At 73.7% G+C, this 22099-nt stretch carries 23 protein-coding genes and 1 riboswitch; of the genes, 12 read left to right on the top strand and 11 right to left on the bottom strand.

Going from position 1 to position 22099, the window contains the following annotated elements; genetic code table 11:
• Positions 1-21 precede the first annotated feature (21 nt).
• From CP975_RS07785 to CP975_RS07755, 7 genes are all read right to left on the bottom strand, one after another.
• Positions 22-1404 (bottom strand): cobyrinic acid a,c-diamide synthase CobB, encoded by a 1383-nt coding sequence (locus CP975_RS07785; RefSeq protein WP_055531596.1) that lies wholly within the window; start codon positions 1402-1404, stop codon positions 22-24.
• Positions 1398-2006 carry a cob(I)yrinic acid a,c-diamide adenosyltransferase gene (gene cobO / locus CP975_RS07780; RefSeq protein ID WP_030791051.1) on the bottom strand — a complete coding sequence of 203 codons (609 nt, stop codon included), beginning with the start codon at positions 2004-2006 and terminating at the stop codon, positions 1398-1400. Before cobO ends, CP975_RS07785 begins: the two co-directional genes overlap by 7 nt.
• Positions 2006-4084 (bottom strand): putative cobaltochelatase, encoded by a 2079-nt coding sequence (locus CP975_RS07775; protein WP_055531598.1) that lies wholly within the window; start codon positions 4082-4084, stop codon positions 2006-2008. Before CP975_RS07775 ends, cobO begins: the two co-directional genes overlap by 1 nt.
• Positions 4085-4118: 34 nt before the next feature.
• Positions 4119-5627, bottom strand: a complete 1509-nt coding sequence (locus CP975_RS07770; protein WP_055531600.1) for a cobyric acid synthase — start codon at positions 5625-5627, stop codon at positions 4119-4121.
• Positions 5624-6595 (bottom strand): cobalamin biosynthesis protein, encoded by a 972-nt coding sequence (locus CP975_RS07765; protein ID WP_055531602.1) that lies wholly within the window; start codon positions 6593-6595, stop codon positions 5624-5626. Before CP975_RS07765 ends, CP975_RS07770 begins: the two co-directional genes overlap by 4 nt.
• 127 nt (positions 6596-6722) lie before the next feature.
• Positions 6723-6842, bottom strand: a riboswitch (cobalamin riboswitch).
• Between the two features lie 151 nt (positions 6843-6993).
• Positions 6994-7218: a hypothetical protein gene (locus CP975_RS07760; protein ID WP_030791037.1), complete on the bottom strand. Its 225-nt coding sequence runs from the start codon at positions 7216-7218 to the stop codon at positions 6994-6996.
• 12 nt (positions 7219-7230) lie between these two features.
• Complete coding sequence (locus tag CP975_RS07755; RefSeq protein WP_055531604.1) at positions 7231-8532, bottom strand: inorganic phosphate transporter; 1302 nt, start codon at positions 8530-8532, stop codon at positions 7231-7233.
• Between the two features lie 303 nt (positions 8533-8835).
• Here CP975_RS07755 and CP975_RS07750 point away from each other — a divergent pair, with 303 nt between their 5' ends.
• The 3 genes from CP975_RS07750 (at position 8836) to CP975_RS07740 (ending at position 12309) form a co-directional block, all read left to right on the top strand.
• Positions 8836-9522 (top strand): class II aldolase/adducin family protein, encoded by a 687-nt coding sequence (locus CP975_RS07750; protein WP_055531606.1) that lies wholly within the window; start codon positions 8836-8838, stop codon positions 9520-9522.
• An 84-nt stretch (positions 9523-9606) separates the two neighbouring features.
• The gene (locus tag CP975_RS07745; protein WP_055531608.1) at positions 9607-10743 is read left to right on the top strand and encodes an alpha/beta hydrolase family protein; all 1137 of its coding nucleotides are present in this window, start codon (positions 9607-9609) and stop codon (positions 10741-10743) included.
• Positions 10744-10830: 87 nt separating this feature from the next.
• Entirely contained in the window at positions 10831-12309 is a 1479-nt protein-coding gene (locus CP975_RS07740) for a hypothetical protein (RefSeq protein WP_167532673.1), read from the top strand.
• 3 nt (positions 12310-12312) lie between these two features.
• Here the strand turns inward: CP975_RS07740 and CP975_RS07735 are convergent, their stop codons facing one another.
• Together CP975_RS07735 and ypfJ are read right to left on the bottom strand one after the other, a co-directional pair.
• Positions 12313-12744, bottom strand: a complete 432-nt coding sequence (locus CP975_RS07735) for a VOC family protein (protein ID WP_055531610.1) — start codon at positions 12742-12744, stop codon at positions 12313-12315.
• A gap of 76 nt (positions 12745-12820) precedes the next feature.
• Entirely contained in the window at positions 12821-13711 is an 891-nt protein-coding gene (gene ypfJ, locus CP975_RS07730) for a KPN_02809 family neutral zinc metallopeptidase (protein ID WP_055531612.1), read from the bottom strand.
• 229 nt (positions 13712-13940) lie between these two features.
• Here ypfJ and CP975_RS07720 point away from each other — a divergent pair, with 229 nt between their 5' ends.
• From CP975_RS07720 to CP975_RS07705, 4 genes are all read left to right on the top strand, one after another.
• Positions 13941-14831, top strand: coding sequence for a PQQ-like beta-propeller repeat protein (locus CP975_RS07720; RefSeq protein WP_246201428.1), 891 nt, complete (start codon positions 13941-13943; stop codon positions 14829-14831).
• A gap of 120 nt (positions 14832-14951) precedes the next feature.
• The gene (locus tag CP975_RS07715; RefSeq protein WP_030789720.1) at positions 14952-16550 is read left to right on the top strand and encodes an ABC-F family ATP-binding cassette domain-containing protein; all 1599 of its coding nucleotides are present in this window, start codon (positions 14952-14954) and stop codon (positions 16548-16550) included.
• Between the two features lie 385 nt (positions 16551-16935).
• On the top strand, positions 16936-17157 hold the full coding sequence (locus CP975_RS07710; protein WP_030789717.1) for a helix-turn-helix domain-containing protein: 222 nt from the start codon (positions 16936-16938) through the stop codon (positions 17155-17157).
• Positions 17158-17289: 132 nt separating this feature from the next.
• Positions 17290-18093, top strand: coding sequence for an enoyl-CoA hydratase/isomerase family protein (locus tag CP975_RS07705; RefSeq protein ID WP_055535143.1), 804 nt, complete (start codon positions 17290-17292; stop codon positions 18091-18093).
• Positions 18094-18135: 42 nt separating this feature from the next.
• Here CP975_RS07705 and CP975_RS07700 read toward each other — a convergent pair whose 3' ends face one another.
• Positions 18136-18852 carry a hypothetical protein gene (locus CP975_RS07700; RefSeq protein ID WP_055535145.1) on the bottom strand — a complete coding sequence of 239 codons (717 nt, stop codon included), beginning with the start codon at positions 18850-18852 and terminating at the stop codon, positions 18136-18138.
• A 95-nt stretch (positions 18853-18947) separates the two neighbouring features.
• Here CP975_RS07700 and CP975_RS07695 point away from each other — a divergent pair, with 95 nt between their 5' ends.
• The 5 genes from CP975_RS07695 to amaP are packed head-to-tail and all read left to right on the top strand — an operon-like array spanning position 18948 to position 21311.
• The gene (locus tag CP975_RS07695; RefSeq protein WP_055535147.1) at positions 18948-19430 is read left to right on the top strand and encodes an Asp23/Gls24 family envelope stress response protein; all 483 of its coding nucleotides are present in this window, start codon (positions 18948-18950) and stop codon (positions 19428-19430) included.
• Between the two features lie 41 nt (positions 19431-19471).
• Positions 19472-19657: a hypothetical protein gene (locus tag CP975_RS07690; RefSeq protein WP_030789704.1), complete on the top strand. Its 186-nt coding sequence runs from the start codon at positions 19472-19474 to the stop codon at positions 19655-19657.
• Between the two features lie 3 nt (positions 19658-19660).
• A complete protein-coding gene (locus CP975_RS07685; RefSeq protein WP_055535149.1) occupies positions 19661-20044 on the top strand; it encodes an Asp23/Gls24 family envelope stress response protein in 384 nt (127 codons plus the stop codon).
• Positions 20041-20727: a DUF6286 domain-containing protein gene (locus CP975_RS07680; protein ID WP_055535150.1), complete on the top strand. Its 687-nt coding sequence runs from the start codon at positions 20041-20043 to the stop codon at positions 20725-20727. Before CP975_RS07685 ends, CP975_RS07680 begins: the two co-directional genes overlap by 4 nt.
• Before the next feature lie 5 nt (positions 20728-20732).
• Positions 20733-21311, top strand: coding sequence for an alkaline shock response membrane anchor protein AmaP (gene amaP / locus CP975_RS07675; protein WP_055535210.1), 579 nt, complete (start codon positions 20733-20735; stop codon positions 21309-21311).
• Between the two features lie 27 nt (positions 21312-21338).
• Here the strand turns inward: amaP and CP975_RS07670 are convergent, their stop codons facing one another.
• Positions 21339-22094 (bottom strand): SDR family oxidoreductase, encoded by a 756-nt coding sequence (locus CP975_RS07670; RefSeq protein ID WP_055535152.1) that lies wholly within the window; start codon positions 22092-22094, stop codon positions 21339-21341.
• Between the last annotated feature and the right edge of the window lie 5 nt (positions 22095-22099).

Genomic DNA, 22099 nt, shown 5'->3' with positions numbered 1-22099 from the left:
CCCGCGAGCCGCCCCGCGCGTTCACGGGGTACAGCTCTCGACGAAGCGACGCGCGATGTCCGGCCGCGCGGCCCAGTGCGTATGCAGATAGCTGGCGTGCACATTCGCCTGTACGAAGCCTTCGACGCGCCGCTCGGGCTGGTGGAGCCCCCAGGCGGGAGCCGCCCCCGCCCCCGGCTCGACGACCGTGCGGTGGAACTCGTGGCCCCGCATCCGCGTCCCGGCCGCCGCGAGCACGCTGTCCGACACGGCGACCGCCTCGCGATAGCCCAGCGTCAGCCGCTGCGACATCCGCGCCTGCGCGTCGAGCACCCCGCACATCGGCTTCCCGTCCAGCTCACGGGAGAGGTACAGCAGCCCCGCGCACTCGGCGGCCACGGGCGCCCCGGACGCCGCCAGCTCCGCCACGGCCTTGCGCAGCGGCTCATTGGCGGACAGCTCCGGCGCGTACACCTCGGGGAACCCGCCCCCGATGACCAGCCCGGCGGTCCTCTCCGGCAGCTCCTCGTCATGGAGGGGGTCGAACGGTACGACCTCGGCCCCGGCGGCGGCCAGCAGCTCGGCGTGCTCGGCATACGAGAACGTAAAGGCGGCCCCACCGGCGACAGCGACGCGGGGGGCAGCTCCAGTCCGTCCGGCGGTCGAGGACGAATTCGGCGAAGCCGGTGATGACCCGAGCCCCGACACGGGGTCCCATGCCACACCCGGCAGGGGCCCCGCACTGCGTGCCAGTGCCAACAGGGCGTCCAGGTCGCACCCTTCCCGCACCTGCGAGGCCAACGCGGCGACGGACTCCACCGCCTCCGCCCGCCGCTCGGCGACCGGCACGAGCCCCAGATGCCGCGAGGGAGCCCGCACCTGGGGAGCGCGACGCAACGCGCCGAGCACCGGCACCCCGGACGCCTCCAAGGCCTCCCGCAGCAGCGCTTCGTGCCGGTCCGAGCCGACCTTGTTGAGGATGACGCCCGCGACCCGCACCTCGGGGTCCCACGAGGCGAAGCCGTGCACCAGCGCCGCCACCGAACGCGACTGCGACGACGCGTCGACGACCAGCACCACCGGCGCCCGCAGCAGCTTGGCGACATGTGCCGTGGAGGCCAGTTCGCCCTGGCCCGCGGCCCCGTCGTACATCCCCATCACGCCCTCGATCACGGCGAGATCGCACCCGGCGGCGCCGTGCGCGAACAGCGGCGCGACCAGGTCGGGGCCGCACAGGTACGCGTCGAGGTTGCGGCCGGGACGACCGGTCGCCAGGGCGTGGTAGCCGGGGTCGATGTAGTCCGGCCCCACCTTGTGCGGGGACACGGCGAGCCCAGCCGCCGCGAAGGCGGCCATCAGGCCCGTCGCGACGGTCGTCTTGCCGCTGCCCGACGACGGCGCCGCGATGACGAGGCGAGCTACCACTCGATGCCCCTCTGCCCCTTCTGCCCGGCGTCCATGGGGTGCTTGACCTTGGACATGTCGGTGACGAGGTCCGCGAAGTCGATCAGCTTCTGCGGGGCGTTGCGCCCGGTGATGACGACGTGCTGTGTACCGGGCCGGTCGCGCAGCACCTCCACGACCTCGTCCGTGTCGATCCAGCCCCAGTGCATCGGGTAGGCGAACTCGTCGAGGACGTACAGCTTGTACGTCTCGGCGGCGAGGTCCCGCTTCACCTGCTCCCAGCCCTCGCGGGCCTTGTCCTCGTTGGTCAACTCGCCCTCGGCGGGGGCGCGCTGGATCCACGACCAGCCCTCGCCCATCTTGTGCCAGGCGACCGTGCCGCCCTCACCGGAGGCGCCGAGCACCTTCAGCGCGTTCTCCTCGCCGACCTTCCACTTCGCCGACTTCACGAACTGGAAGACACCGATCGGCCACCCCTGATTCCAGGCCCGCAGCGCGAGCCCGAACGCGGCGGTCGACTTGCCCTTGCCGATGCCCGTGTGGACGAAGACGAGCGGGCGGTTGCGGCGTTGGCGCGTCGTGAGCCCGTCGTCCGGTACGACACTCGGCTGTCCCTGCGGCATTAAGCGGCCCTCCTCGAAGTCGAACCCCCACGGGTTCCTTGTACGTCCTTGACGAGACCGGCGATCGAGTCCGCCCGCAGCTCGTCGAGCGTCACGGCCGTCCCGCCCAGCTCGCCCGCCAACTGCCCGGCCAGACCGAGCCGTACGTAACCCGACTCGCAGTCCACGACCACGCAGGCGACACCCTCGGCCGCGAACAGCCGTGCTGCCCGCCCGGCCCGCGCCACCGGCTCCACGCCGCCCGTGGCGCGCCCGTCCGTCACCACGACCACCAGCGGCCGCCGCGCCGCGTCCCGCAGCCGCTCGATCCGCAGCACGTCGTGGGCCTTCAGCAGGCCCGCCGCCAACGGGGTGCGTCCGCCGGACGGCAGCGATTCGAGCCGGGCGGCGGCCGCGTCCACCGACGACGTCGGCGGCAGCGCGACCTCGGCGTCCTTGCCGCGGAACGTCACCAGACCCACCTTGTCGCGCCGCTGGTAGGCGTCGAGGAGGAGGGAGAGCACGGCACCCTTCACGGCGCTCATCCGCTGCCGCGCCGCCATCGACCCGGAGGCGTCCACGACGAACAGCACGAGGTTGCCCTCACGGCCCTCCCGCGTCGCCTGCCGCAGATCGTCACGGCGTACGACGAGACCGGCGCCGGAGCGGCCACGGGCCTTCTGGTGCGGAGCCGCGGCCTGCACGGTCGCCGCCAGGTGCAGCTTGGTCAGCGCGCCCCGCGGCCGACGCGAGCCCGTCGTACGTCCGTGCTCGGTACGGGCGCGGGAGCGCCGCCCGGCCGCGCCCTCGCCGATGCCGGGCACGCTCAGCATCTTCGTACGGAAGGGCTCGGCGGCGCGCACGGCCTGCTGCTCACCGGAGGCGCCGCCGGGGGCCGGGACGGGCTCCTGCGGGGCCGAGGTTTCCTCGGCCTCCGGGCCCTGGTTCTGGGACGGCAGTTCGGGGGAGTCCGGGCCGTCCGCGGGGGGCTGCCCGCCGCCCGGGCCGCCACCGTCGGGACCGCCGCCGTCGGGGTCGTCGTCGCCCTCGGGCGGCTCGGGAGTCCCGTCAGGCTCGGGAGCCTCGTCCTCGCGCGCCTCCTCCAGCGTCTCGTCGAGCTTGTCCTCGTCGAGCCCCGGCGCGTCGAAGGGGTTGCGGCGCCTGCGGTGCGGCAGCGCGAGCAGCGCGGCCTGCCGCACGTCCTCGCTCTCCACGTCCGTACGCCCGGCCCAGGCGGCCAGGGCCGTCGCCGTGCGGGCCATCACGATGTCCGCGCGCATCCCGTCGACCTCGAAGGCCGCGCAGGTCGCCGCGATCTGCCGCAACGCGCCGTCGCCCAGGGTCACTCGGGGGAGCAGCGCACGCGCCGCCACGACCCGCTCCCGCAACGCCGCCTCATCCTCGGCCCAGCGCCCGGCGAATCCCTCGGGGTCGTCGTCGTACGCGAGCCGACGCCGTACGACCTCGACGCGCTGGTCCGTCTCGCGGGACGCCGCCACCTCGACGGTGAGGCCGAACCGGTCGAGCAACTGCGGCCGCAGCTCGCCCTCTTCGGGGTTCATGGTGCCGACGAGCAGGAAGCGGGCGGCGTGCCGCACGGAGACGCCTTCGCGCTCCACGTACGAGGCGCCCATGGCGGCGGCGTCCAGGAGAAGGTCGACCAGGTGGTCGTGGAGGAGGTTGACCTCGTCGACGTAGAGGATGCCGCGGTGCGCGTCGGCGAGCAGTCCGGGCTCGAAGGCCTTGACCCCCTCCGCGAGCGCCCGCTCGATGTCGAGGGCGCCGACGAGCCGGTCCTCGGACGCGCCGACCGGCAGCTCCACCATCCGCGCGGGCCGCGCCGTGGCGCCGCCGCTGTCGTGCGGGCCGTCGGGGCAGTTCGGGTCGGGCGCCACGGGGTCGCACGAGAAGCGGCACCCGGCGACGACCGGCACCTCGGGCAGCAGCGCCGAAAGCGCGCGTACGGCGGTGGACTTGGCGGTGCCCTTCTCACCCCGTACGAGTACGCCTCCGACGGCGGGCGAGACGGCGTTCAGCAAGAGCGCGAGCCGCAGGTCGTCCTGCCCGACGAGAGCGGTGAACGGGTACGGGGTACTCACAGAGCCTCCTTGAAGCGGTAGTGCGGGGCGGCGCTCACGACGGCGCTCCGGGCGCGATGAACGGCAGCCCGGCCGGCGCCCCCTTCTCGATCAGGCCGAGCAGGGCGTCCGTGTCCGCGTGTTCTTCGATCAGGTCACCGAGCAGGTCGAGCTGCTCCTCGCGCAGCGCGCCGAAGCAGGTGTCCGGGGCGGGGACGAAGCGGCGCCCGGCCGCGCGCGCCACCTCGGCGAGGAACCGGCGCCGGAACGCGTCGCTCTCCAGCGACCCGTGCCAGTGCGTGCCCCACACCTCGCCGACCCGGCAGCCGTCCAGGAAGGCCTCCCCGCCCGCGACCTCGGCCACGCCGTGATGGATCTCGTACCCCTCGACGCGCTCGCCGAGGGCCTCGCCCACCGGTCTCGCCAGGGTCTTCTCGCGGGCGAACCGCACCCGCACCGGCAGCAGCCCGAGGCCGTCCACCGAACCCGCCCGCGACTCGACCTCGTCCTCGATGTGCTCGCCGAGGACCTGGAAGCCGCCGCAGATCCCGAGCACCGGCCGCCCCTCGGCGGCGCGGCGCGCGAGGGCGTCCGCGAGCCCGCGCTCGCGCAGCCACTCAAGGGCCCGCACGGTGCCGCGCGTTCCCGGTACGACCACGAGGTCGGCGTCGACCAGTTCCTCGGCCCGGTCCACGAACCGCACGACGACACCCGGCTCCGCGGCCAGCGCGTCCACGTCCGTGAAGTTGGACATCAGCGGTACCGCGCACACCGCGACCCGCAGCACGTCCTCGCCGACCGGGGGCGCCACCGTCGACTCCCGCACGGCGCCCCGCAGGGAGACCCGCAGGCCGTCCTCCTCGTCGATGCCGAGCCCGTGCCGGAACGGCAGCACGCCGAACGTGCGCCGCCCGGTGAGGCCGTGCAGCATGTCGAGACCGGGTTCGAGGAGGGAGACGTCACCCCGGAACTTGTTGACGAGATACCCGGCCACCAGCTCCTGGTCGGCCGCGCTCAGCAGTGCCGTCGTCCCGAAGAAGGACGCGAAGACCCCGCCCCGGTCGATGTCACCGACCACCAGGACGGGGAAGCGGGCGGCCCGCGCGATCCCCATGTTCACGATGTCGGTGCGCCGCAGATTGATCTCGGCGGGACTGCCCGCCCCTTCACAGATCACGGCGTCATAGCTGCCCCGCAACTCCTCCAGGCATCCCACGACGGTGTCGAGCAGCGCCGCCTGCCGCCCCCCGTGGTAGCCGCGCGCGCTCATCTCGCCCACCGGCTTGCCCATCAGCACGACCTGGCTGGAGCGGTCGCTGCCCGGCTTGAGCAGTACGGGGTTCATCAGCGCGCTCGGCTCGACGCGGGCGGCCTGCGCCTGCATGGCCTGCGCCCGCCCGATCTCCGCTCCCTCGCGGGTGACGAAGGAGTTGAGCGACATGTTCTGTGCCTTGAACGGCGCGACGGCCACGCCCTTGCGGGTGAGCCACCGGCAGATCCCGGCGGTGACGACGCTCTTGCCCGCGTCCGAGGTGGTCCCGGCGACCAGCAGTCCACCACTCATGAGTTTCTCCCTGACTTCGCCGACCGTGGGGTGTTCGCCGAGCGCAGCACCCGGCGGGCCGCCACCGCGACTCCCAGCGCCAGCCAGCTGACCCGCCGCGACAGCTTCACGGCCCGCTCGATGTCCTCGACGCCGACGTCCCGGCCGTCCGCGTTCAGCACGGGCCGGTGCTCGACGCGCCCCGCGTACGAGAGGGTCCCGCCCAGCCGCACGCCCAGCGCCCCGGCGAAGGCCGCCTCGACGGGCCCGGCGTTGGGGCTCGGATGCTTCGCGGCATCGGCCCGCCACGCCCGCACGGCTCCGGCGGGCGCGTCCCCCGCGAGAGCGGCCAGGGCGGCGGTGAGCCGCGCCCCCGGCCACCCGAGGACGTCGTCGAGCCGGGCGCAGGCCCAGCCGTAGCGGCGGTACTTGGGCGACTTGTGGCCGACCATGGCGTCGAGGGTGTTCACGGCGCGGAAGGCGACGAGCCCCGGCACCCCGCCGACGGCACCCCACACCAGGGCGCCGACCACCGCGTCGGAGGTGTTCTCGGCGACGGACTCGACGACGGCGCGCGCGATCCCGTCGGAGTCCAGCGCCTGCGGATCCCGCCCGCACAGATGGGGCAGCCGCTCCCGGGCCACCTCCACGTCACCGGCGGCCAGCGCCCCGCCGATGGCCCGCGCCTCCCGGCCGAGCGAGGTACCGCCGACCACGGCCCAGGTCGCGGCGGCGGTCAGCGCGACGGACGCGGCGGGGGAACGGCGTACAAGACGAGCGGCGAGGGTGGCGGCACCCGCCGCGCCCCCGGCACACACCACGGCGTGCAGCGCGCCCCACCCGCGGTGGTCCCGCCACAGCGCCCGCTCGACGGCGGCCGCCGTACGCCCGAACGCGGCGACCGGATGGCCCCGGCGGGGATCGCCGAGCAGCAGGTCGCCGAGGAGGCCGGCGGCGGCGCCGTACGCGAAGTCGCGGTCGGCACTCATGGGCTCAGCCCGTCGTCGTGCGGAGGAGGGAGCTGACGCTCGGGAACTGGTCCGGCAACGGGCGGCCGCGCATGGCGATATGTCCTCACTCAGGGTGTCCGCGCCCTGGTTCGACGTGATCGGCGGCGAGAGTTCCTGGCTTCCGGGGAGCGTCGTGGCTTCCCGGTGACAGTGGCGGGACCGCGCCGGATTCGCACCGGCTTCCTCTTCTGCCGCCGTAGTTGGCCCCGGCAGTCCACCACGCCCCGCGAACGCCCGTCAACTCGCCGTTGACCTGCGGCGGGAGAGTGTGCGGAGCCCCACAGCGGCGCTCCACAGCGGGGCCCGCATACGACGGTGGGGGTGCGGGACGTGTACACGTCCCGCACCCCCACCGTCGTATGCGGGCCCCGCTGCCCTCAGGCGACGATCAGATAGATCCCGTACGCCACGGCCGCCGCGCAGAGCGCGAAGCAGGCGTACGCGCCGGTGCGCGCCATGGCCGCGGAGCCGCCGCCCGACGCGGACGCCGTCTCCTGCTTGGAGAGACCGATGATGCCGAGGGTGAACAGGCCCACGAGAGCCACCGTCACGGCGAGGCTGACTCCGAAGACGGAGCCGAGAGCTGCCCAGTCGATGTTCATGCTGATGTGTCCTTACACCGTCGCGGGCCGGGCGGGGTCCGCCATGGCGCCGGTCGTGGTCGAGGTCGGGGCCGCGATGGTGGCCTTGACCGGGTCGTCGGAGGGGGCCCCCACGGCGGCCAGCGGGCCGGCCGGGGGCGGCTGGACGGCGGCGATCGCGGTGGTCACGACGCCCACGGGCTCGGTGCCCGCGGTGTCGTGGCCGTGGCGGATCTCGTCGTCGGTGACGTTGGTGTGGTCCACGGAGTTGCGCCGCGAGAGCGCCCAGATGACGGCCGAGCCGGCGATCAGGAGCGCCGCGGTGACCGCGATGCCCCAGGGGCCCTGCTTGGTGAGGAACTCGGCGCCCGCGCCGACCAGACCGGCGGCCGGCAGGGTCAGACCCCACGCGACGAACATCCGGGTCGCGGTCGACCAGCGGACCACGCCGCCCTTGCGGCCGAGGCCCGCGCCCATCACGGCGCCGGAGCAGGACTGGGTGGTGGAGAGCGAGAAGCCCAGGTGCGAGGAGGCCAGGATGACCGTCGCGGCGCTGGTCTGGGCGGCGAAGCCCTGCTGCGGCTGGAGGTCGGTGAGGCCCTTGCCCATGGTGCGGATGATGCGCCAGCCGCCGAGGTAGGTGCCGAGGGCGATGGCCACACCGGCCGAGACGATGACCCACATCGGGGGGTTCGCGCCCGGGTTCAGGACACCGCCGGTGACCAGGGCGAGCGTGATGATGCCCATGGTCTTCTGCGCGTCGTTCGTGCCGTGCGCCAGCGAGACGAGGCCCGCGGAGGCGATCTGGCCCGCGCGGTAGCCCTTGGCCGTCGCCCTGGTGTCGGTGTTGCGGCCGATGCGGTACGTCAGGCGCGTCGCCAGTGTCGCGGCGAGACCCGCCACGAGCGGCGCGGCGAGGGCCGGGATCAGCACCTTGGTGACGACGGTGCCGCCGTTGATCGACGACCAGCCCATCGACATGACCGCGGCGCCGATGAGGCCGCCGAAGAGGGCGTGGGAGGAGCTGGAGGGCAGGCCCACCAGCCAGGTCAGCAGATTCCAGAGGATCGCGCCGACGAGCGCGGCGAAGATGACCTCGGTCTTGAGGCCGTCCTCGTTGACGATGCCGCCGGAGATCGTCTTGGCGACTTCGACGGAGAGGAAGGCTCCGACGAGGTTCAGCACGGCGGACATGGCCACCGCCGTCTTGGGCTTGAGAGCGCCGGTCGAGATGGTCGTCGCCATCGCGTTGGCAGTGTCGTGGAAACCGTTCGTGAAATCGAACACGAGAGCGGTGACGATCACGATCCCGAGGAGAAGCGTGATGTGTTCCATTTACCCAGGCTTCTGTTGGACGTCAGTGGCATGTGGAACGTAGGCAACCTGGGTGAACGGAAAGTGAACTGGGTCGGGCGGCGCGGTGACCCAAAGTGGAGCGCCGCCGCTCCGTCTCCATCAGGTGACTGATCACGATCGTACGGAGTGGCGCGGCCAGGCCACGAATCCGGGCGGAGTGTCGCCTTCCACCACCCTCGCGCGCGCCCTTCTCGCGCCCCGGTCCCGGGGGTCCCCGGCGCCGCGGAAGAGATCCTTGTCACGCCGCTTCGGGGCCGCGCGCCCGGCTGGCAGGATCGCCCCATGACTGAGCAGCGGCAGGGCGCGGAGCGGGACGCCGTCGGGCGGGCGTGGCGCGAGCTGGTGGAGACGGCCCGCAGGACGGTGACGGACGGCCTGGTCGTCGGCACCTCGGGCAATGTCTCCGTGCGGGTCGGTGACACGGTCCTCGTCACCCCGAGCGGGGTGCCCTACGACCGGCTGCGGCCCGACGGCCCCGAGGACGCGGTCGGCGTCGACCTCGGAGGGCGGCAGGTCCTCGGCGACCTCGCGCCCACCAGCGAGCTGCCCATGCACCTCGCGATCTACCGCGCCACCGACGCGAGGGCCGTCGTCCACACCCACGCGGTGCACGCCACGGCCGTCTCCATGCTGGTCCCCGAGCTGCCGGGGGTCCACTACATGACAGGCGCCCTCGGCGGCCCGGTCCGTGTCGCCCCCTACGCCCTCTACGGCACCGAGGAGCTGGCGCGGAACATGCTCCAGGCCCTGCGCGGCCGGACGGGGTGCCTCCTCCAGAACCACGGAACCGTCACCTACGGAGACTCCCTGCCCCAGGCGTACGACCGCACGGCGCAACTGGAATGGATGTCCCGCCTCTGGCTCACGGCCTCGGCCGTGCCGGGCCGCACTCCGACGCTTCTCTCTCCCGAGCGTCTGAAAGAAGCGGAGGAGAAGCTGAGGGGCTACGGCCAGCAGCCGCCCCCTTGAGCCGCCCCTTGAGCCGCCTGCGTCGGGTCACTCCGTGAGCACCGCCCACTGGCCCCCGGGCCGCACGCCCCGGACACTGGGACAGTGCGCCCAGCCAAAGCGACGGCAGCGGCCGTCACCGCAGTCACAGCAGCCCTGGGGACAGCCGCAGCCGCGATCGCGGCGGGCCGGTTCGCCAGCGACGCCGCCCTCAAGGCCCCGGCGGGCCGCCCGCTGCCGACGGAGCCCCGCCTGACCGTGCACGCCACGGCCGCCGGCCAGATCTCCCTGACCCGCGCCCTCGCGAGCCTGCGCCCCGGCACCTACGGCCTGAGCGGCAACGGCACCCACGCGATCGTCGGCCCCGTCCTGGAGTCCGCCCCGCACGCGGCCGACACGGTCGTACGCCGCCTCGAAGCCGTCACCCACGGCACCCTGGAACCCGGCGCGAGGGTCTGGCTCACCCCACAGGTCCACATCGGCGACCCGCACGCCGCGCTCGGCATCGACCACGCGGACGTCGACATCCCCGGCGAGCTGGGCGGCCTGCCCGCCTGGTTCGTACCCGGCGTCCGGGACACCTGGGTCATCACCGTGCACGGCCTCGGCACCACCCGCGAACACCCCATGGTCGTCATGGACTTCCTGCGCCGCCTGCGGCTCCCCGTGCTCGACCTCGCCTACCGCGGCGACCCGGGCGCGCCCCGCTCCGCGGACGGCCTCGGCCATCTCGGCGAGACGGAGTGGCGCGACCTGGACGCCGCGATCCGCTACGCCGTGCGGTACGGCGCCCGCAACGTCATCCTGCACGGCTGGTCCACCGGCGCCACCATGTGCCTGCACGCCGCCGCCCATTCGGCGCTGCGCGACCGCGTCAGCGGCCTCGTCCTCGACTCCCCGGTCCTCAACTGGGAGACCACCCTGCGCGCCCTCGCCGTGGCCCGCCGCACCCCGGGACCGCTCCTGCCGCTCGCGGTGCGCGCAGCGCAGGGGCGCACGGGGCTGCGCGGCGACCGCGTCCTGGCGGCCGCGGACCCCGACGCGCTGAAGGTCCCGACCCTCCTCCTGCACGGCCCCGACGACGCCATCGCCCCCTGGGCCCTCTCCCGTCAACTGGCCCGGCGGCGTCCGGAGCTGGTCACGCTCCGCGTCGTCCCCGGCGCGCCCCACGGCGCCATGTGGAACGCCGACCCGGCGGGCTACGAAGAGGCGCTGCGCCGCTTCCTCACCCCCTTGATGTGACCACTCGGGCCCCTCGGCACGGCCTCGTGAAGGCAGCTGTCGCCATTCCGTTTGGGTTTTCGGACCGTCAACAGGAAGACTGCTCCCGTGACGTCCCGTACCCCGCGCGACTCCAGGCTCCGACTCGTCCGCGCCCCCTACCCGAGGGCAGAGAAGCGAGGAGAGGCCCAGCGCGACCCAGCGCGGCCCCTCTCCGCCGCCCCCGGCGCGGTGAGCAACCGCCGCACGCGCCGTCCTGCGCCCCGCCCGCCCGAGGGCACCCCCGCGCGCTCGGAGCTGGCAGGGCGGGCGCGCGCCGTCCTCGCCGACGCCGCGCGGGTCGCCCGCTGGGCCGACGCCGCCCTGCGCCCCGGGTCCGGCCGCACCGGCGCGAAGCCCGGCGGGAAGGGCACCCTCTCCGACGCCACCGCCGAACGGGCCGCGGCCGAACTGGGACTGACCCCCGCTCAGGTCCGCGCCGACTGGGACACCGCGCGCCTCGCGGGCCTCGTCGAGGTGCACGGCGACAGCGCTCGCCCCGGCTGGCGCCTGCGCGCCTGGGACCGCGACGACACCGCCGTGCTGCGCGGCTGGGTCGCGCTCTTCGACGCCTGGTCACTGGCCCACCCGGCGCCGGACGACCTCGCCCCCGGCGCGGTCGCCGAGGTCGTCGAGGCCATGCCGCAGGTCCTGTCCTTCCTCCAGCTCTCGGCGGGCCCCGTCCCGGTGCCGCAGCTGCTCGACCTCCTGGACCAGCGCGTCACGGAACTGCGCACCGAGCGCTGCGAGATCCCCTACGGCCCCCAGCCCCAGCCCCAGCCCGAGGCCGAGGCCGCCACCCCGGCCGACCGTCCGGAGGAGGCGGGAGCGCTCCCGGCCCTCCTCGACTGGGCCCTGCACGGCCTCGCCGCCGTCGGCGCGCTCACCTACGCCGAGGGGCAGGCCACGCTCACCCCGCTCGGCAGCTGGGCGGTCTGGGTCAAGCTGGAGCAGATCTGCGTCGCCGCGCAGAGCCCCGCCGGGCACATCGAGCAGTCCGCCGAGGACATGCTGCGCGGCTGCGCCCGCCTGCGCCCCAACGCGGCCCGCGCCGAATACCGCGCCTGGCTCGCCGCCCGCCCCGTCGGCAGCGCCGTCACCGACCTGCTCACCGCCGCCCGCGGCCAGGACGCCCTGCTGCGCGGCCTCGCCTTCGAGGCCCTGCGCGTGGTCGGCGCCCCGGCCGAGGCGGAGGTCAGAGCCGTCCTCGACGAGGCCTCGCTGCGCCCCTACGCCCTGCTGTGGCTCGCCGAGCAGGAGGGCGCCGACCCCGAGGACGTCCACCTCGTGCTGACCCGCGAGGAGTCCACGTGGCTGTGGATCGACACCGCGGCGGCCGTCGCCGACCACGGCGAGGCCCAACTCCTCGTCCGTCACCTGGAGTCGGCGGTCCAACCAACCGTCCCCGCCCTCCTCGACGAGGTCCGCCGCGCGGGCCACCCCCGCACCGTCCAGGTCCTGGTCGCCCTCGCCGCGGCCCACCCCGACCCGGCGCTCGCCAAGGCCGTGCGCCGCGCCGCCTTCCAGGTGCACACCGGCGGGGAGTAGGTCTCAGGCCCCTGCCTCGGGCGCCGCGCCCGTCTCGGGGGCGTACGTGCCGAAGCTCCATACGTTGCCCTCGGCGTCCCGGGCCATGTAGTCCCGCGAGCCGTAGTCCTGGTCGGTCGGGGGCATCAGGATCTCCGCGCCGTGTTCCTCGGCACGCCGGTGGTGGGCGTCGACGTCGTCCACCACGACGTACACCCCGCACGGCCCCGCGCCCCGCATCGCCCGGTCGTAGACACTGTCCGTGCCCTTGGAGCCGAGCATCACCATGCCGTTCCCCTGGGCCAGCTCGGCGTGCGCGACGCCGCCGTCGTCGGTCTCGTACACGTGCACCGCGGTGAAGCCGAAGGCCTCCGTCAGCTGCCGGATCGCGGCTTTCGCGTCCGCGTACAGCAACGTGGGAAAGATGCTCGGCCGACCGCCGCCGTCGCCTGTCATGCCGGTCACTCCGCTCAGCTCAGATACGTGTTCACCAAAAGGTGTCTCACCGGAAGGTGTGCCGTCGGAAGGTGTGTCATCGGAAGGTGTCGCACTGCCCCATGTCGCCGGTGCGGTAGCCCTGGTAGAACCACCGCTGGCGCTGCTCGGCCGAGCCGTGCGTCCAGGACTCGGGGGTGACCCGCCCCTGGAACTTCTCCTGGATCCGGTCGTCGCCGACCGCAGCCGCCGCGTCCAGGCCGTCTTGGATGTCCGCCTCGTCAAGACTGCTGATCAGCGGCTTGCCCGTACGCTCGTCAGGGCTGCGGGTCGCGTGCCGTGCCCAGACCCCGGCGTAGCAGTCCGCCTGCAACTCGACCTTCACGGCGTTGCTGTCACGGCCCGTACGGCCGTCCTGGGAGCGTCTCAGGACGCCCGTCAGGTTCTGGACGTGGTGCCCGTACTCGTGGGCCACGACGTATGCCTGTGCGAAGGGGCCGCCGTTGGAGCCGAACTTCGTGCGCAGCTCGTCGAAGAAGCCCAGGTCCAGATAGACCTTCCGGTCGCCGGGGCAGTAGAAGGGGCCGACCGCCGAGGTCGCCGTGCCGCAGGCGGTGCCCACGCGGCCGGTGAACAGGACGGTGGGCGCGGGGGAGTACGAGGCGCGCCTGCGCTGGAACTCCGGGCGCCAGAAGTCCTGGACGCTGTTGACCACCGCCACGATGCGGCAGTCGTCCTTGGTGTTCGCGTCCCGGCCCGTGCGGCAGCTCTGCTGCACCTGCGCCAGGGACGAGGACGAGGCCTCGGGCTCCTCGTCGCCGGACGAGAGGCCCAGCTGGTCGGGGCCCACTCCGAAGACGAGGCCGAGCACCAGCGCGATGAGGCCGGCGATGCCGCCGCCGACGGTCGCGCGGCCGCCGGGGATCCGGCTGCCGCGCACGTCCTGCACCTCGGAGGTGTCCAGGTTCGCGTCGTCGTCGAACTGCATGGGCGCACCCCTCTGTGTCGCACCCGGGGCGGCACCCGCCGCCCCGCACCGGGACTCCGGCCACTTCATCCTGGTACGCCCGCTCTCCCGCGGCGCCGGACGGAGGTCCGAACGGGGGACGCGCACCACGTCCCGCGCCGTGTCGCACCGCCGCCGCCCCACCCGCCCGCGTCCCCGCCGCTACGCTCTGCGCCTGATCCGTGGGCCAGTGGTACCGAAGGGGGGCGTCATGACCGCTCTGCCACCCGCACCGACCACCACCCCCACCGCGCCCCCGCCGACCACCACCCCCACCGCACTCCCGCCGACCACCAGCCCCACCGCACTCCCGCCGACCGTGAGCCCCACCCCACCCCCACCGACCACCAAACCCATCCCACCCCAACCCTCCCGGAAACCGACCGGCACCCGCCTCGCGATCCCCCTCGTCCTCGCGCTGCTCGCCCTGCCGCTCGTCACCGCCGCCCACCACTCGCGGCCCGCCCCCTTCGGAGACCGCCTCACCGTCCACGCGCGCGTGGACGACCAGAACCCCGGCGCCGAACCCGTCGAACCCGCCCTGCGCGCGAAGGGGCGGGCCGTCGAGGCGTACGACGTGGGGAGCGGGGAGCCGCGCTGGACGTACACGCGTGAAGGGCGTCGGCCCCTTAGGCTCCTGGCCGAGCCCGGGCACGCCTTCACGCTCTGGAGCGACGGGCTCGTGACCGATACCGAGCGGGCCGGCGGAGGCTCCGTGCGCTGGCACCGGGCCATCCCTGAGAGCGCCCCCTGGCTGCGCACCGCCGCGGCGCGCGGCGGCGCCGGAGTGCTCCAGCCGCTCAGCGCGGGGGCCCGCATGCTGGCGGTCGTCACCCCGCACCGCATCGCCGCCTACCGCGCCGCCGACGGCGACCTGCGCTGGGTCCTGCCCGCCCGCCGGGGCTGCGCCTTCGAACCGGCCCGCTCGCTGCGCCGCGAGGGCGCTCTCCTGGTCGCCCAGCCCTGCGCGGGTACCACGACCTCCTGGACCTCGCAGGTCATCGCGGTGGACGACTACGGAAGGATCGTCCCCGGCCGCACACCGCTGGGCAACGGAGACCTGGAGCGGGGCCGCGGCGGCGGCAGCAGCCCAGAAAACTAGTTGCGTTCGCCCGTTAGAATGGCTGCCATGGCAGCTCCTCTCCTCAGTTGGACGGCGTAGACACCGGCCTAGAGCAACCAGTCGTCCCTCTCGCCGTCCACCCTGTTCAGGAGTACCCCCGTGATCACCGCTTCCGGCATCGAGCTGCGCGCCGGCGCCCGCATCCTCATCGAGAACGCCAGCTTCCGCATCGCGAAGGGCGACCGCATCGGCCTCGTCGGCCGCAATGGGGCGGGCAAGACCACCCTCACCAAGTGCCTGGCGGGCGAGGGCATCCCCGCGGGCGGCACGATCTCCCGCTCCGGAGAGGTCGGCTACCTCCCCCAGGACCCCCGCACCGGCGACCTCGACGTGCTCGCCCGCGACCGCATCCTGTCCGCCCGCGGACTCGACGTACTGATCCGCAAGATGCGCGAGAACGAACAGCGCATCGCCAGCGGCTCGGGCGCCACCCGCGAGAAGGCCCTGAAGCAGTACGAGCGCCAGGAGACGGAGTTCCTCACCAAGGGCGGGTACGCCGCCGAGGCCGAGGCCGCCACCATCGCCGCCGCGCTGAACCTCCCCGACCGCGTGCTCGGCCAGCCCCTGCACACGCTCTCCGGTGGTCAGCGCCGCCGTATCGAGCTGGCCCGCATCCTCTTCTCGGACGCCGACACGCTCCTCCTGGACGAGCCGACCAACCACCTCGACGCCGACTCGATCGTCTGGCTGCGCGACTACCTGAAGACGTACCGCGGCGGCTTCATCGTGATCTCCCACGACGTCGACCTCGTCGAGACGGTCGTCAACAAGGTCTTCTACCTGGACGCCAACCGCTCCGCGATCGACGTCTACAACATGGGCTGGAAGCTCTACCAGCAGCAGCGCGAGTCCGACGAGAAGCGCCGCAAGCGCGAGCGGCAGAACGCCGAGAAGAAGGCCTCCGCCCTGCACTCGCAGGCCGACAAGATGCGCGCGAAGGCCACCAAGACCGTCGCCGCGCAGAACATGGCCCGCCGCGCGGACAAACTGCTGGCCGGCCTGGAGGCCGAGCGGAAGTCCGACAAGGTCGCCAAGCTCCGCTTCCCCGAGCCCTCGCCGTGCGGCAAGACGCCGCTGATGGCCGAGGGCCTGTCGAAGTCGTACGGCTCGCTGGAGATCTTCACCGACGTCGACCTCGCGATCGACAAGGGCTCGCGCGTCGTCATCCTCGGCCTCAACGGCGCGGGCAAGACCACGCTGCTGCGGCTGCTCGGCGGCGCCGAGAAGCCCGACACCGGCCAGGTCATCGAGGGCCACGGCCTCAAGCTCGGCTACTACGCGCAGGAGCACGAGACCCTGGACCCCGAGCGCACGGTCCTGGAGAACATGCGCTCGGCCGCCCCCGACCTCGACCTCGTCGAGGTGCGCAAGACGCTCGGCTCGTTCCTCTTCTCCGGGGACGACGTCGACAAGCCGGCCGGTGTGCTGTCCGGCGGCGAGAAGACCCGGCTCGCCCTCGCGACCCTCGTCGTCTCCTCGGCCAACGTCCTGCTCCTCGACGAGCCCACCAACAACCTCGACCCGGCCAGCCGCGAGGAGATCCTCGGCGCCCTGCGCACCTACAAGGGCGCGGTCGTCCTCGTCACCCACGACGAGGGCGCGGTGGAGGCCCTCCAGCCGGAGCGGATCATCCTGCTGCCGGACGGCGTCGAGGACCTGTGGGGCCAGGACTACGCGGACCTGGTCGCGCTCGCCTGAGCCCCGCCGCCCGTCCGGCCGCCTCCCGGGGGCGTCCACACAGCGTGATCGAACCACTGATCCACTGCGTATGGATCATTCGGCCGATCCGTGATCCCTCATCTGTGTGAGCTGTCCTCGTACCGAGGTGTGTCATACACGGATTTTGGGGCCGCGACGGCATAGTGACGGCTCTCCCGTCCCGCACCCCGCTGACCTGGCCGTTCGTCGCTCAGCGCAATCGGATGAGCACAATCCCATACGCGGAATCACTCATTCCGATCGTGATGTCCCCTTCCTGAGCGGCAAACCTTGTCGTACGGACCTTGCCGAATGGGTGGCCAGGAAGCCCGCAAGGGGTGATCATGAGAAGTCCAGAGCGCACTTCCCATGAGGAGGCATTCGGGTGGCCGAGACTCTGAAGAAGGGCAGCCGGGTAACCGGCGCCGCGCGCGAAAAGCTCGCGGCAGACCTGAAGAAGAAGTACGACGGCGGTGCGAGCATCCGGGCGTTGGCCGAAGAGACCGGCCGTTCGTACGGGTTCGTGCACCGGATGCTCAGCGAATCCGGCGTCACGCTGCGGGGACGCGGTGGGGCGACGCGAGGCAAGAAGGTCGCCTCCGCCTGACGGCCGGCGGCACGCAGTCCGGTGGTCCGATGGTGACCACCCGGTCGATCGTGTGATCGCCCGGGTGGTTACTGTGCAGTCACTTACGGGCGCTCCTGCGCCCGGCCCGACTGCATCCCATCGGAGGCACCCATGGCTTCGTCCGACAGCGAGCTCGCACCGGTTCTCGACAAGGACGGCGTACGCCTCACCATCGACGAGGCCGTCGCCACGGTGACGCTGACCAATCCGGCCAAGCGAAACGCCCAATCTCCCGCGCTGTGGAGGGCGTTGGCCGAGGCTGGTCAGCTGCTGCCCGGCAGTGTCCGCGTCGTGGTGCTCCGCGGCGAGGGCAAGTCCTTCTCCGCGGGCCTGGACCGGCAGGCGTTCACGCCCGAGGGCTTCGACGGCGAGCCGTCCTTCATCGATATGGCACGCGGCGAGGACGACGTCCTCGACGCCACGATCGCCGAGTACCAAGAAGCGTTCACCTGGTGGCGGCGCGGCGACATCGTGTCCATCGCCGCCGTCCAGGGCCACGCCATCGGCGCCGGCTTCCAGCTCGCGCTCGCCTGCGATCTGCGGATCGCGGCGGACGACGTGCAGTTCGCCATGCGCGAGACCAGCCTGGGCCTGGTCCCCGACCTCACCGGCACGCACCCGCTCGTGGGGCTCGTCGGCTATGCCCGCGCCCTTGAGATCTGCGCCACCGGCCGCTTCGTCCACGCGGACGAGGCCGAGCGCGTGGGCCTCGCCAACCTCGTCGTGCCCGCGGACCAACTCGACGCCGCCGCCAAGGACCTGGCCGCCGCACTGATCTCCGCGCCGCGTGACGCGGTCATCGAGACCAAGATGCTGCTCCAGGGCGCCACGGGCCGCTCCTACGAAGAGCAGCGCGTCGCCGAGCGCGCCGCCCAGGGCCGCCGTCTGCGCGACCTCGCGGGCCTCGGCGACTGACACCCGGCCGGCGCCGGGTCCCGGCCGGTCCGCCGGACACACCTAGTCCACCGCCGTGACCAGCACGGCCACCGAAGGATGATCCGGCAGGGCGTCGGCGACCGCCGCGCGGACCGCGAGCGCCACGTCCAGGGCGCGGTGCTCCCGGTCCGTCGCGACCTCCACACGCGCGTGGCGGCGCGGCAGCGCGCCCGTCGCCGGGCGCTCCTCGATGTGCACGGCAGGGCCGAGCGCCCCCGTCAGCCGGGTCACCCCGGGCACCCCCAGGGCGGCCCGCCCGGCGCGCGCCTCGGCGCTGTCGCCCTCGGGCGCCCATGCCTCGCAGCCCCGGGGCGCTTCAGCGCGTACGTCCCCGGGCTCGGCGCTCTCGTCCAGCAGCGCCGTCACCCGCAGATCCACCTCGTCGACCACCAGACCGAGCCGGTCCGAGGCCCCGGAGAGCGCGGCGCGCAGCAGGTCCGCCGCGGCGGGCAGCGGCCGGCCGGTGGCGGCAGCGAAGTCCGCCGTCACGCGCAGCGGCCCCGGCGGCAGCGCGCTCGGCGGTGGCGGCACGGCCGCCACGTACGCGCCGCCGGGATCGGCCAGGGCGATCCGGAGCGTGCCGAGGCGCACGCCGGTCACTCCTCGCGCGGCGTGCCGCAGCGCGCCGCCCGCCGCCGACTCCGTCACCCATGTGCCGTCCCGCGCGCCACCCAGTGGCAGCACCCGGCCGAGGCCCAGCTGTCGGCGCACCGCCTCGGTCCAACCGTCACCCGTCATGGCTCCAGCCTGCCGCATCCCTGGAGCGCTGCCGCGCAACCCGTCTTAATGTGGGCAAAGAAAGCAGATCCCCTTTCGAAACGGACGGCACGGCGATGACCGACACCGGAGAGCGGAAGACGGCTCAGACGCTGGAGAAGGACTCCCCGAACGAAGGCCTGACGGGCGCGACCAGGCGCGGCGGCGGCGACGCCGCGAGCCGGGGCCGCACCACCATCGCGGACGGAGTCGTCGAGAAGATCGCCGGGCTCGCCGCGCGGGACGTCGAGGGCGTGCACGCGATGGGCGGCGGCCTCGCGCGGACCTTCGGGGCCGTGCGCGACCGGGTCCCCGGCGGCTCGAAATCCGTATCGCGCGGGGTGAAGGCCGAGGTCGGCGAGGTACAGACCGCGCTGGACCTGGAGATCGTCGTCGAGTACGGCGTGCCGATCGACGATGTCGCGCAGGACGTACGGGAGAACGTGATCGCGGCCGTCGAGCGCATGACCGGGCTCGAAGTCGTCGAGGTCAACATCGCGGTCAGTGACGTGAAGCTGCCCGACGAGGACGACGAGGAGCCTCCGGGCCGCCTCCAGTAGCAACCCAACCTTCAGTCGCGTCTCGCTAAGGAGCGCACGAGATGAGCATGGCCGTGATCGGCATGGTGGCGGGAATGGCGCTCGGCTTCGCCGGATACTTCGGCGGATTCGGGGCGTTCCTGCTGGTGGCCGCCCTGGGAGCCATCGGCTTCGTGGCCGGCCGGTTCCTCGAGGGGGACCTGGAGCCCGGCGAGTTCTTCCGTACCCGCGGCGACCGGGGGAGGTGAGCGGTGGCGGCACAGGTCGCTCCCGGGGAGCGCGGCGCCACCCGGATCGCCGACCGGGTCGTCGCGAAGATCGCCGCACGGGCGGCGCGCGAGGCGGTGGAGTCGGTACCCGCCGACGGCGCCCCGCCGCACGCCACGGTCTCCGTGCTCGCGCCCCCGCACGACTCCGCGCGAGCGGGGCGGACCCCGTTCGGCACCGCCCGCGTCCGCGTCAGCCTCGAACTGGACTACCCCTGCGACATCGGCCGCCAGTGCGGTGCCGTGCGTCAGCAAGTCGCCGAGCGGGTCGAGGCGTTGGCGGGAATGGACGTGCCCGAGGTGGTGGTCCAGGTGGAGCGGCTGCACTCGGCGCGGGTACGCGTCGCCGCGCAGGGGAGGACACGATGAGCGAACCCCCGGGCAGCGGCGCCACGCAGCCGCTGCCGGTCGTCGGACAGGCGCGGCAGGGCCAGGACGAACCCGGCAGGCCGGCGTCCGGCGCCACCCCTCACCCACTGCCCACGCTCGCGGCCGAGGACGCCGGCGGCAAGGCCTCCCGGTTCTGGTCCCCGCGCCGGGTCCCCGCCGCGCTCCTCGCCCTGTTGATCTTCGGCGGCGCGGGGCTCCTCCTGTACGACATCGTCGCCGTGCGGGCCGGCCACCCCGCGATGCGCTGGCGGCGCGAACTCGCACACCAGCTCGGCGAGCGGCCCCTGGACGACGCCGCGGTGCTCGCCGGGGCCGCCGTCGCCGCCCTCGCCGGACTCTGGCTCATCGTGCTCGCCGCGACCCCCGGGCAGCGCGCGCTCCTGCCGATGCGGCGCACCGGCTCCGACGTACGCGCCGGGCTGGACCGCGGTGCCGCCGCCACGGTGCTGCGCGACCGCGCCATGGACGTGTCCGGCGTGCAGTCCGTGCGGGTGCGCATGACACGCTCCAAGGTGAACGTGCGGGCCGTCTCGCACTTCCGTGAACTCGACGACGTACGCGGTGACCTGGACGCCACCCTGGCCGACGGCATCCGCGACCTCGGCCTCGCGCGTGCCCCCGGACTCTCGGTCCACGTCGCCCGGCCCGGAAAGAAGGGGTGAGCGCGATGCCGCGCACGGTCAACCGCGTGCTCCTCGCCCTGGCCGGGCTCGTGCTGCTCGTCCTCGGCGGCTCGGTGCTGGCCATCGGGCTCGGCGCCTCGCCGCCCTCCTGGTGGATCCACGACGGGCGGCACGACGTGCTGCTCAGCGCCGCCGACCGGACGAGCCGGCGGGACGAGGGATGGTTCTGGCCCACGGTCATCGGCGGCCTCGCCCTCGTGGTGCTGCTCGCCCTGTGGTGGCTCTCGGCACAGCTGCGCAGGCGCCGCCTCGCGGAGGTCCTGGTGGAGACCGGGGACGGCGAGGGCGCACTGCTGCGCGGGCGCGCCCTGGAGCAGGTGCTGGCCGGTGAGGCCGAGGTGCTGGACGGCGTCGAGCGCGCCCACACCGCCCTGACCGGGCGCCGCGGCACACCGCGGGCGCGCGTGGACCTCGTCCTCACGCCCGACGCCACGCCCTCCGAGGCGCTGCACCGGTTCTCCTCCGAGGTCCTCGCGCGCGCCCGCGACTCGGCGGGCCTGGCGGGCCTGCCCGCCACGGTGCGGCTGCGCGGAGTCAAGCACCGCGCCGAACGCGTGAGTTGAGCCCCGCGTCCCGCGTGCCCGCCCCGGTCAGAAGCCGCTGCGCGCCCCGCCGTCCACCGGCACCATGATCCCTGTCACGTAGGAGGCGGCGGGCGAGAGCAGGAAGGCCGCCGCCCGCCCGAACTCCTGCGGTGTGCCGTAGCGGCGCAGCGGGATCTTCGCCTCGTTGGCGGCGCGGGTCGCCTCCGGGTCGGGGGAGAGCCCGTCCAGCTGACGCAGGCGGTCGGTGCCGATGCGGCCCGGCAGGACGCCGAGGACGCGGATGCCGCGCGGCCCGACCTCGTCCGCCAGGGACTTGGCGAACCCGGCGAGCCCGGGCCGCAGGCCGTTGGAGATCGTCAGGCCCGCGATCGGCTCGTACACCGAACTGGACAGCACGAACGCGATGACGCCCCCCTCGTGCAGCTCCGCGGCGGCGGTGCGGGCGAGCCGGACCGCGCCGAGGAAGACCGTGTCGAAGGCGGCCTGCCACTGCTCGTCGGTGTTGTCCGCGGCGGAGCCGGGCGCGGGCCCGCCCACGCTGATCAGTACGCCGTCGAAGCCGCCGAAGTGTTCGCGCGCCGCCGCGACCAGCCGGCCCGCGACGGCCGGGTCGGCGTTGTCGGCGGCGACGCCGACCGCGTTCGGGCCGAGTTCGGCGGCCGCCTCGGCGACGGTCTTCTCGTCGCGGCCGGTGATGACGACCTTCGCGCCGTCGGCGACCAGTTCGCGCGCGGTGGCGTTGCCGAGGCCGCGCGTGGCGCCGGTGACTACGTAGACACGGTCTTTCAGTCCAAGATCCATGGTCC

It is taken from the genome of Streptomyces alboniger, from assembly GCF_008704395.1.
GTDB lineage: Bacteria > Actinomycetota > Actinomycetes > Streptomycetales > Streptomycetaceae > Streptomyces > Streptomyces alboniger.
This window is presented reverse-complemented; position numbering and strand designations above follow the sequence as displayed.

What these genes read in the sequence shown, in the direction of transcription:
- cobO (WP_030791051.1), bottom strand. Translation starts at nt 2,006, where the DNA reads ATGCCGCAGGGACAGCCGAGTGTCGTACCGGACGACGGGCTCACGACG.
- CP975_RS07770 (WP_055531600.1), bottom strand. Translation starts at nt 5,627, where the DNA reads ATGAGTGGTGGACTGCTGGTCGCCGGGACCACCTCGGACGCGGGCAAG.
- CP975_RS07765 (WP_055531602.1), bottom strand. Translation starts at nt 6,595, where the DNA reads ATGAGTGCCGACCGCGACTTCGCGTACGGCGCCGCCGCCGGCCTCCTC.
- CP975_RS07760 (WP_030791037.1), bottom strand. Translation starts at nt 7,218, where the DNA reads ATGAACATCGACTGGGCAGCTCTCGGCTCCGTCTTCGGAGTCAGCCTC.
- CP975_RS07755 (WP_055531604.1), bottom strand. Translation starts at nt 8,532, where the DNA reads ATGGAACACATCACGCTTCTCCTCGGGATCGTGATCGTCACCGCTCTC.
- CP975_RS07750 (WP_055531606.1), top strand. Translation starts at nt 8,836, where the DNA reads ATGACTGAGCAGCGGCAGGGCGCGGAGCGGGACGCCGTCGGGCGGGCG.
- CP975_RS07735 (WP_055531610.1), bottom strand. Translation starts at nt 12,744, where the DNA reads ATGACAGGCGACGGCGGCGGTCGGCCGAGCATCTTTCCCACGTTGCTG.
- ypfJ (WP_055531612.1), bottom strand. Translation starts at nt 13,711, where the DNA reads ATGCAGTTCGACGACGACGCGAACCTGGACACCTCCGAGGTGCAGGAC.
- CP975_RS07720 (WP_246201428.1), top strand. Translation starts at nt 13,941, where the DNA reads ATGACCGCTCTGCCACCCGCACCGACCACCACCCCCACCGCGCCCCCG.
- CP975_RS07705 (WP_055535143.1), top strand. Translation starts at nt 17,290, where the DNA reads ATGGCTTCGTCCGACAGCGAGCTCGCACCGGTTCTCGACAAGGACGGC.
- CP975_RS07700 (WP_055535145.1), bottom strand. Translation starts at nt 18,852, where the DNA reads ATGACGGGTGACGGTTGGACCGAGGCGGTGCGCCGACAGCTGGGCCTC.
- CP975_RS07695 (WP_055535147.1), top strand. Translation starts at nt 18,948, where the DNA reads ATGACCGACACCGGAGAGCGGAAGACGGCTCAGACGCTGGAGAAGGAC.
- CP975_RS07690 (WP_030789704.1), top strand. Translation starts at nt 19,472, where the DNA reads ATGAGCATGGCCGTGATCGGCATGGTGGCGGGAATGGCGCTCGGCTTC.
- CP975_RS07680 (WP_055535150.1), top strand. Translation starts at nt 20,041, where the DNA reads ATGAGCGAACCCCCGGGCAGCGGCGCCACGCAGCCGCTGCCGGTCGTC.
- amaP (WP_055535210.1), top strand. Translation starts at nt 20,733, where the DNA reads ATGCCGCGCACGGTCAACCGCGTGCTCCTCGCCCTGGCCGGGCTCGTG.
- CP975_RS07670 (WP_055535152.1), bottom strand. Translation starts at nt 22,094, where the DNA reads ATGGATCTTGGACTGAAAGACCGTGTCTACGTAGTCACCGGCGCCACG.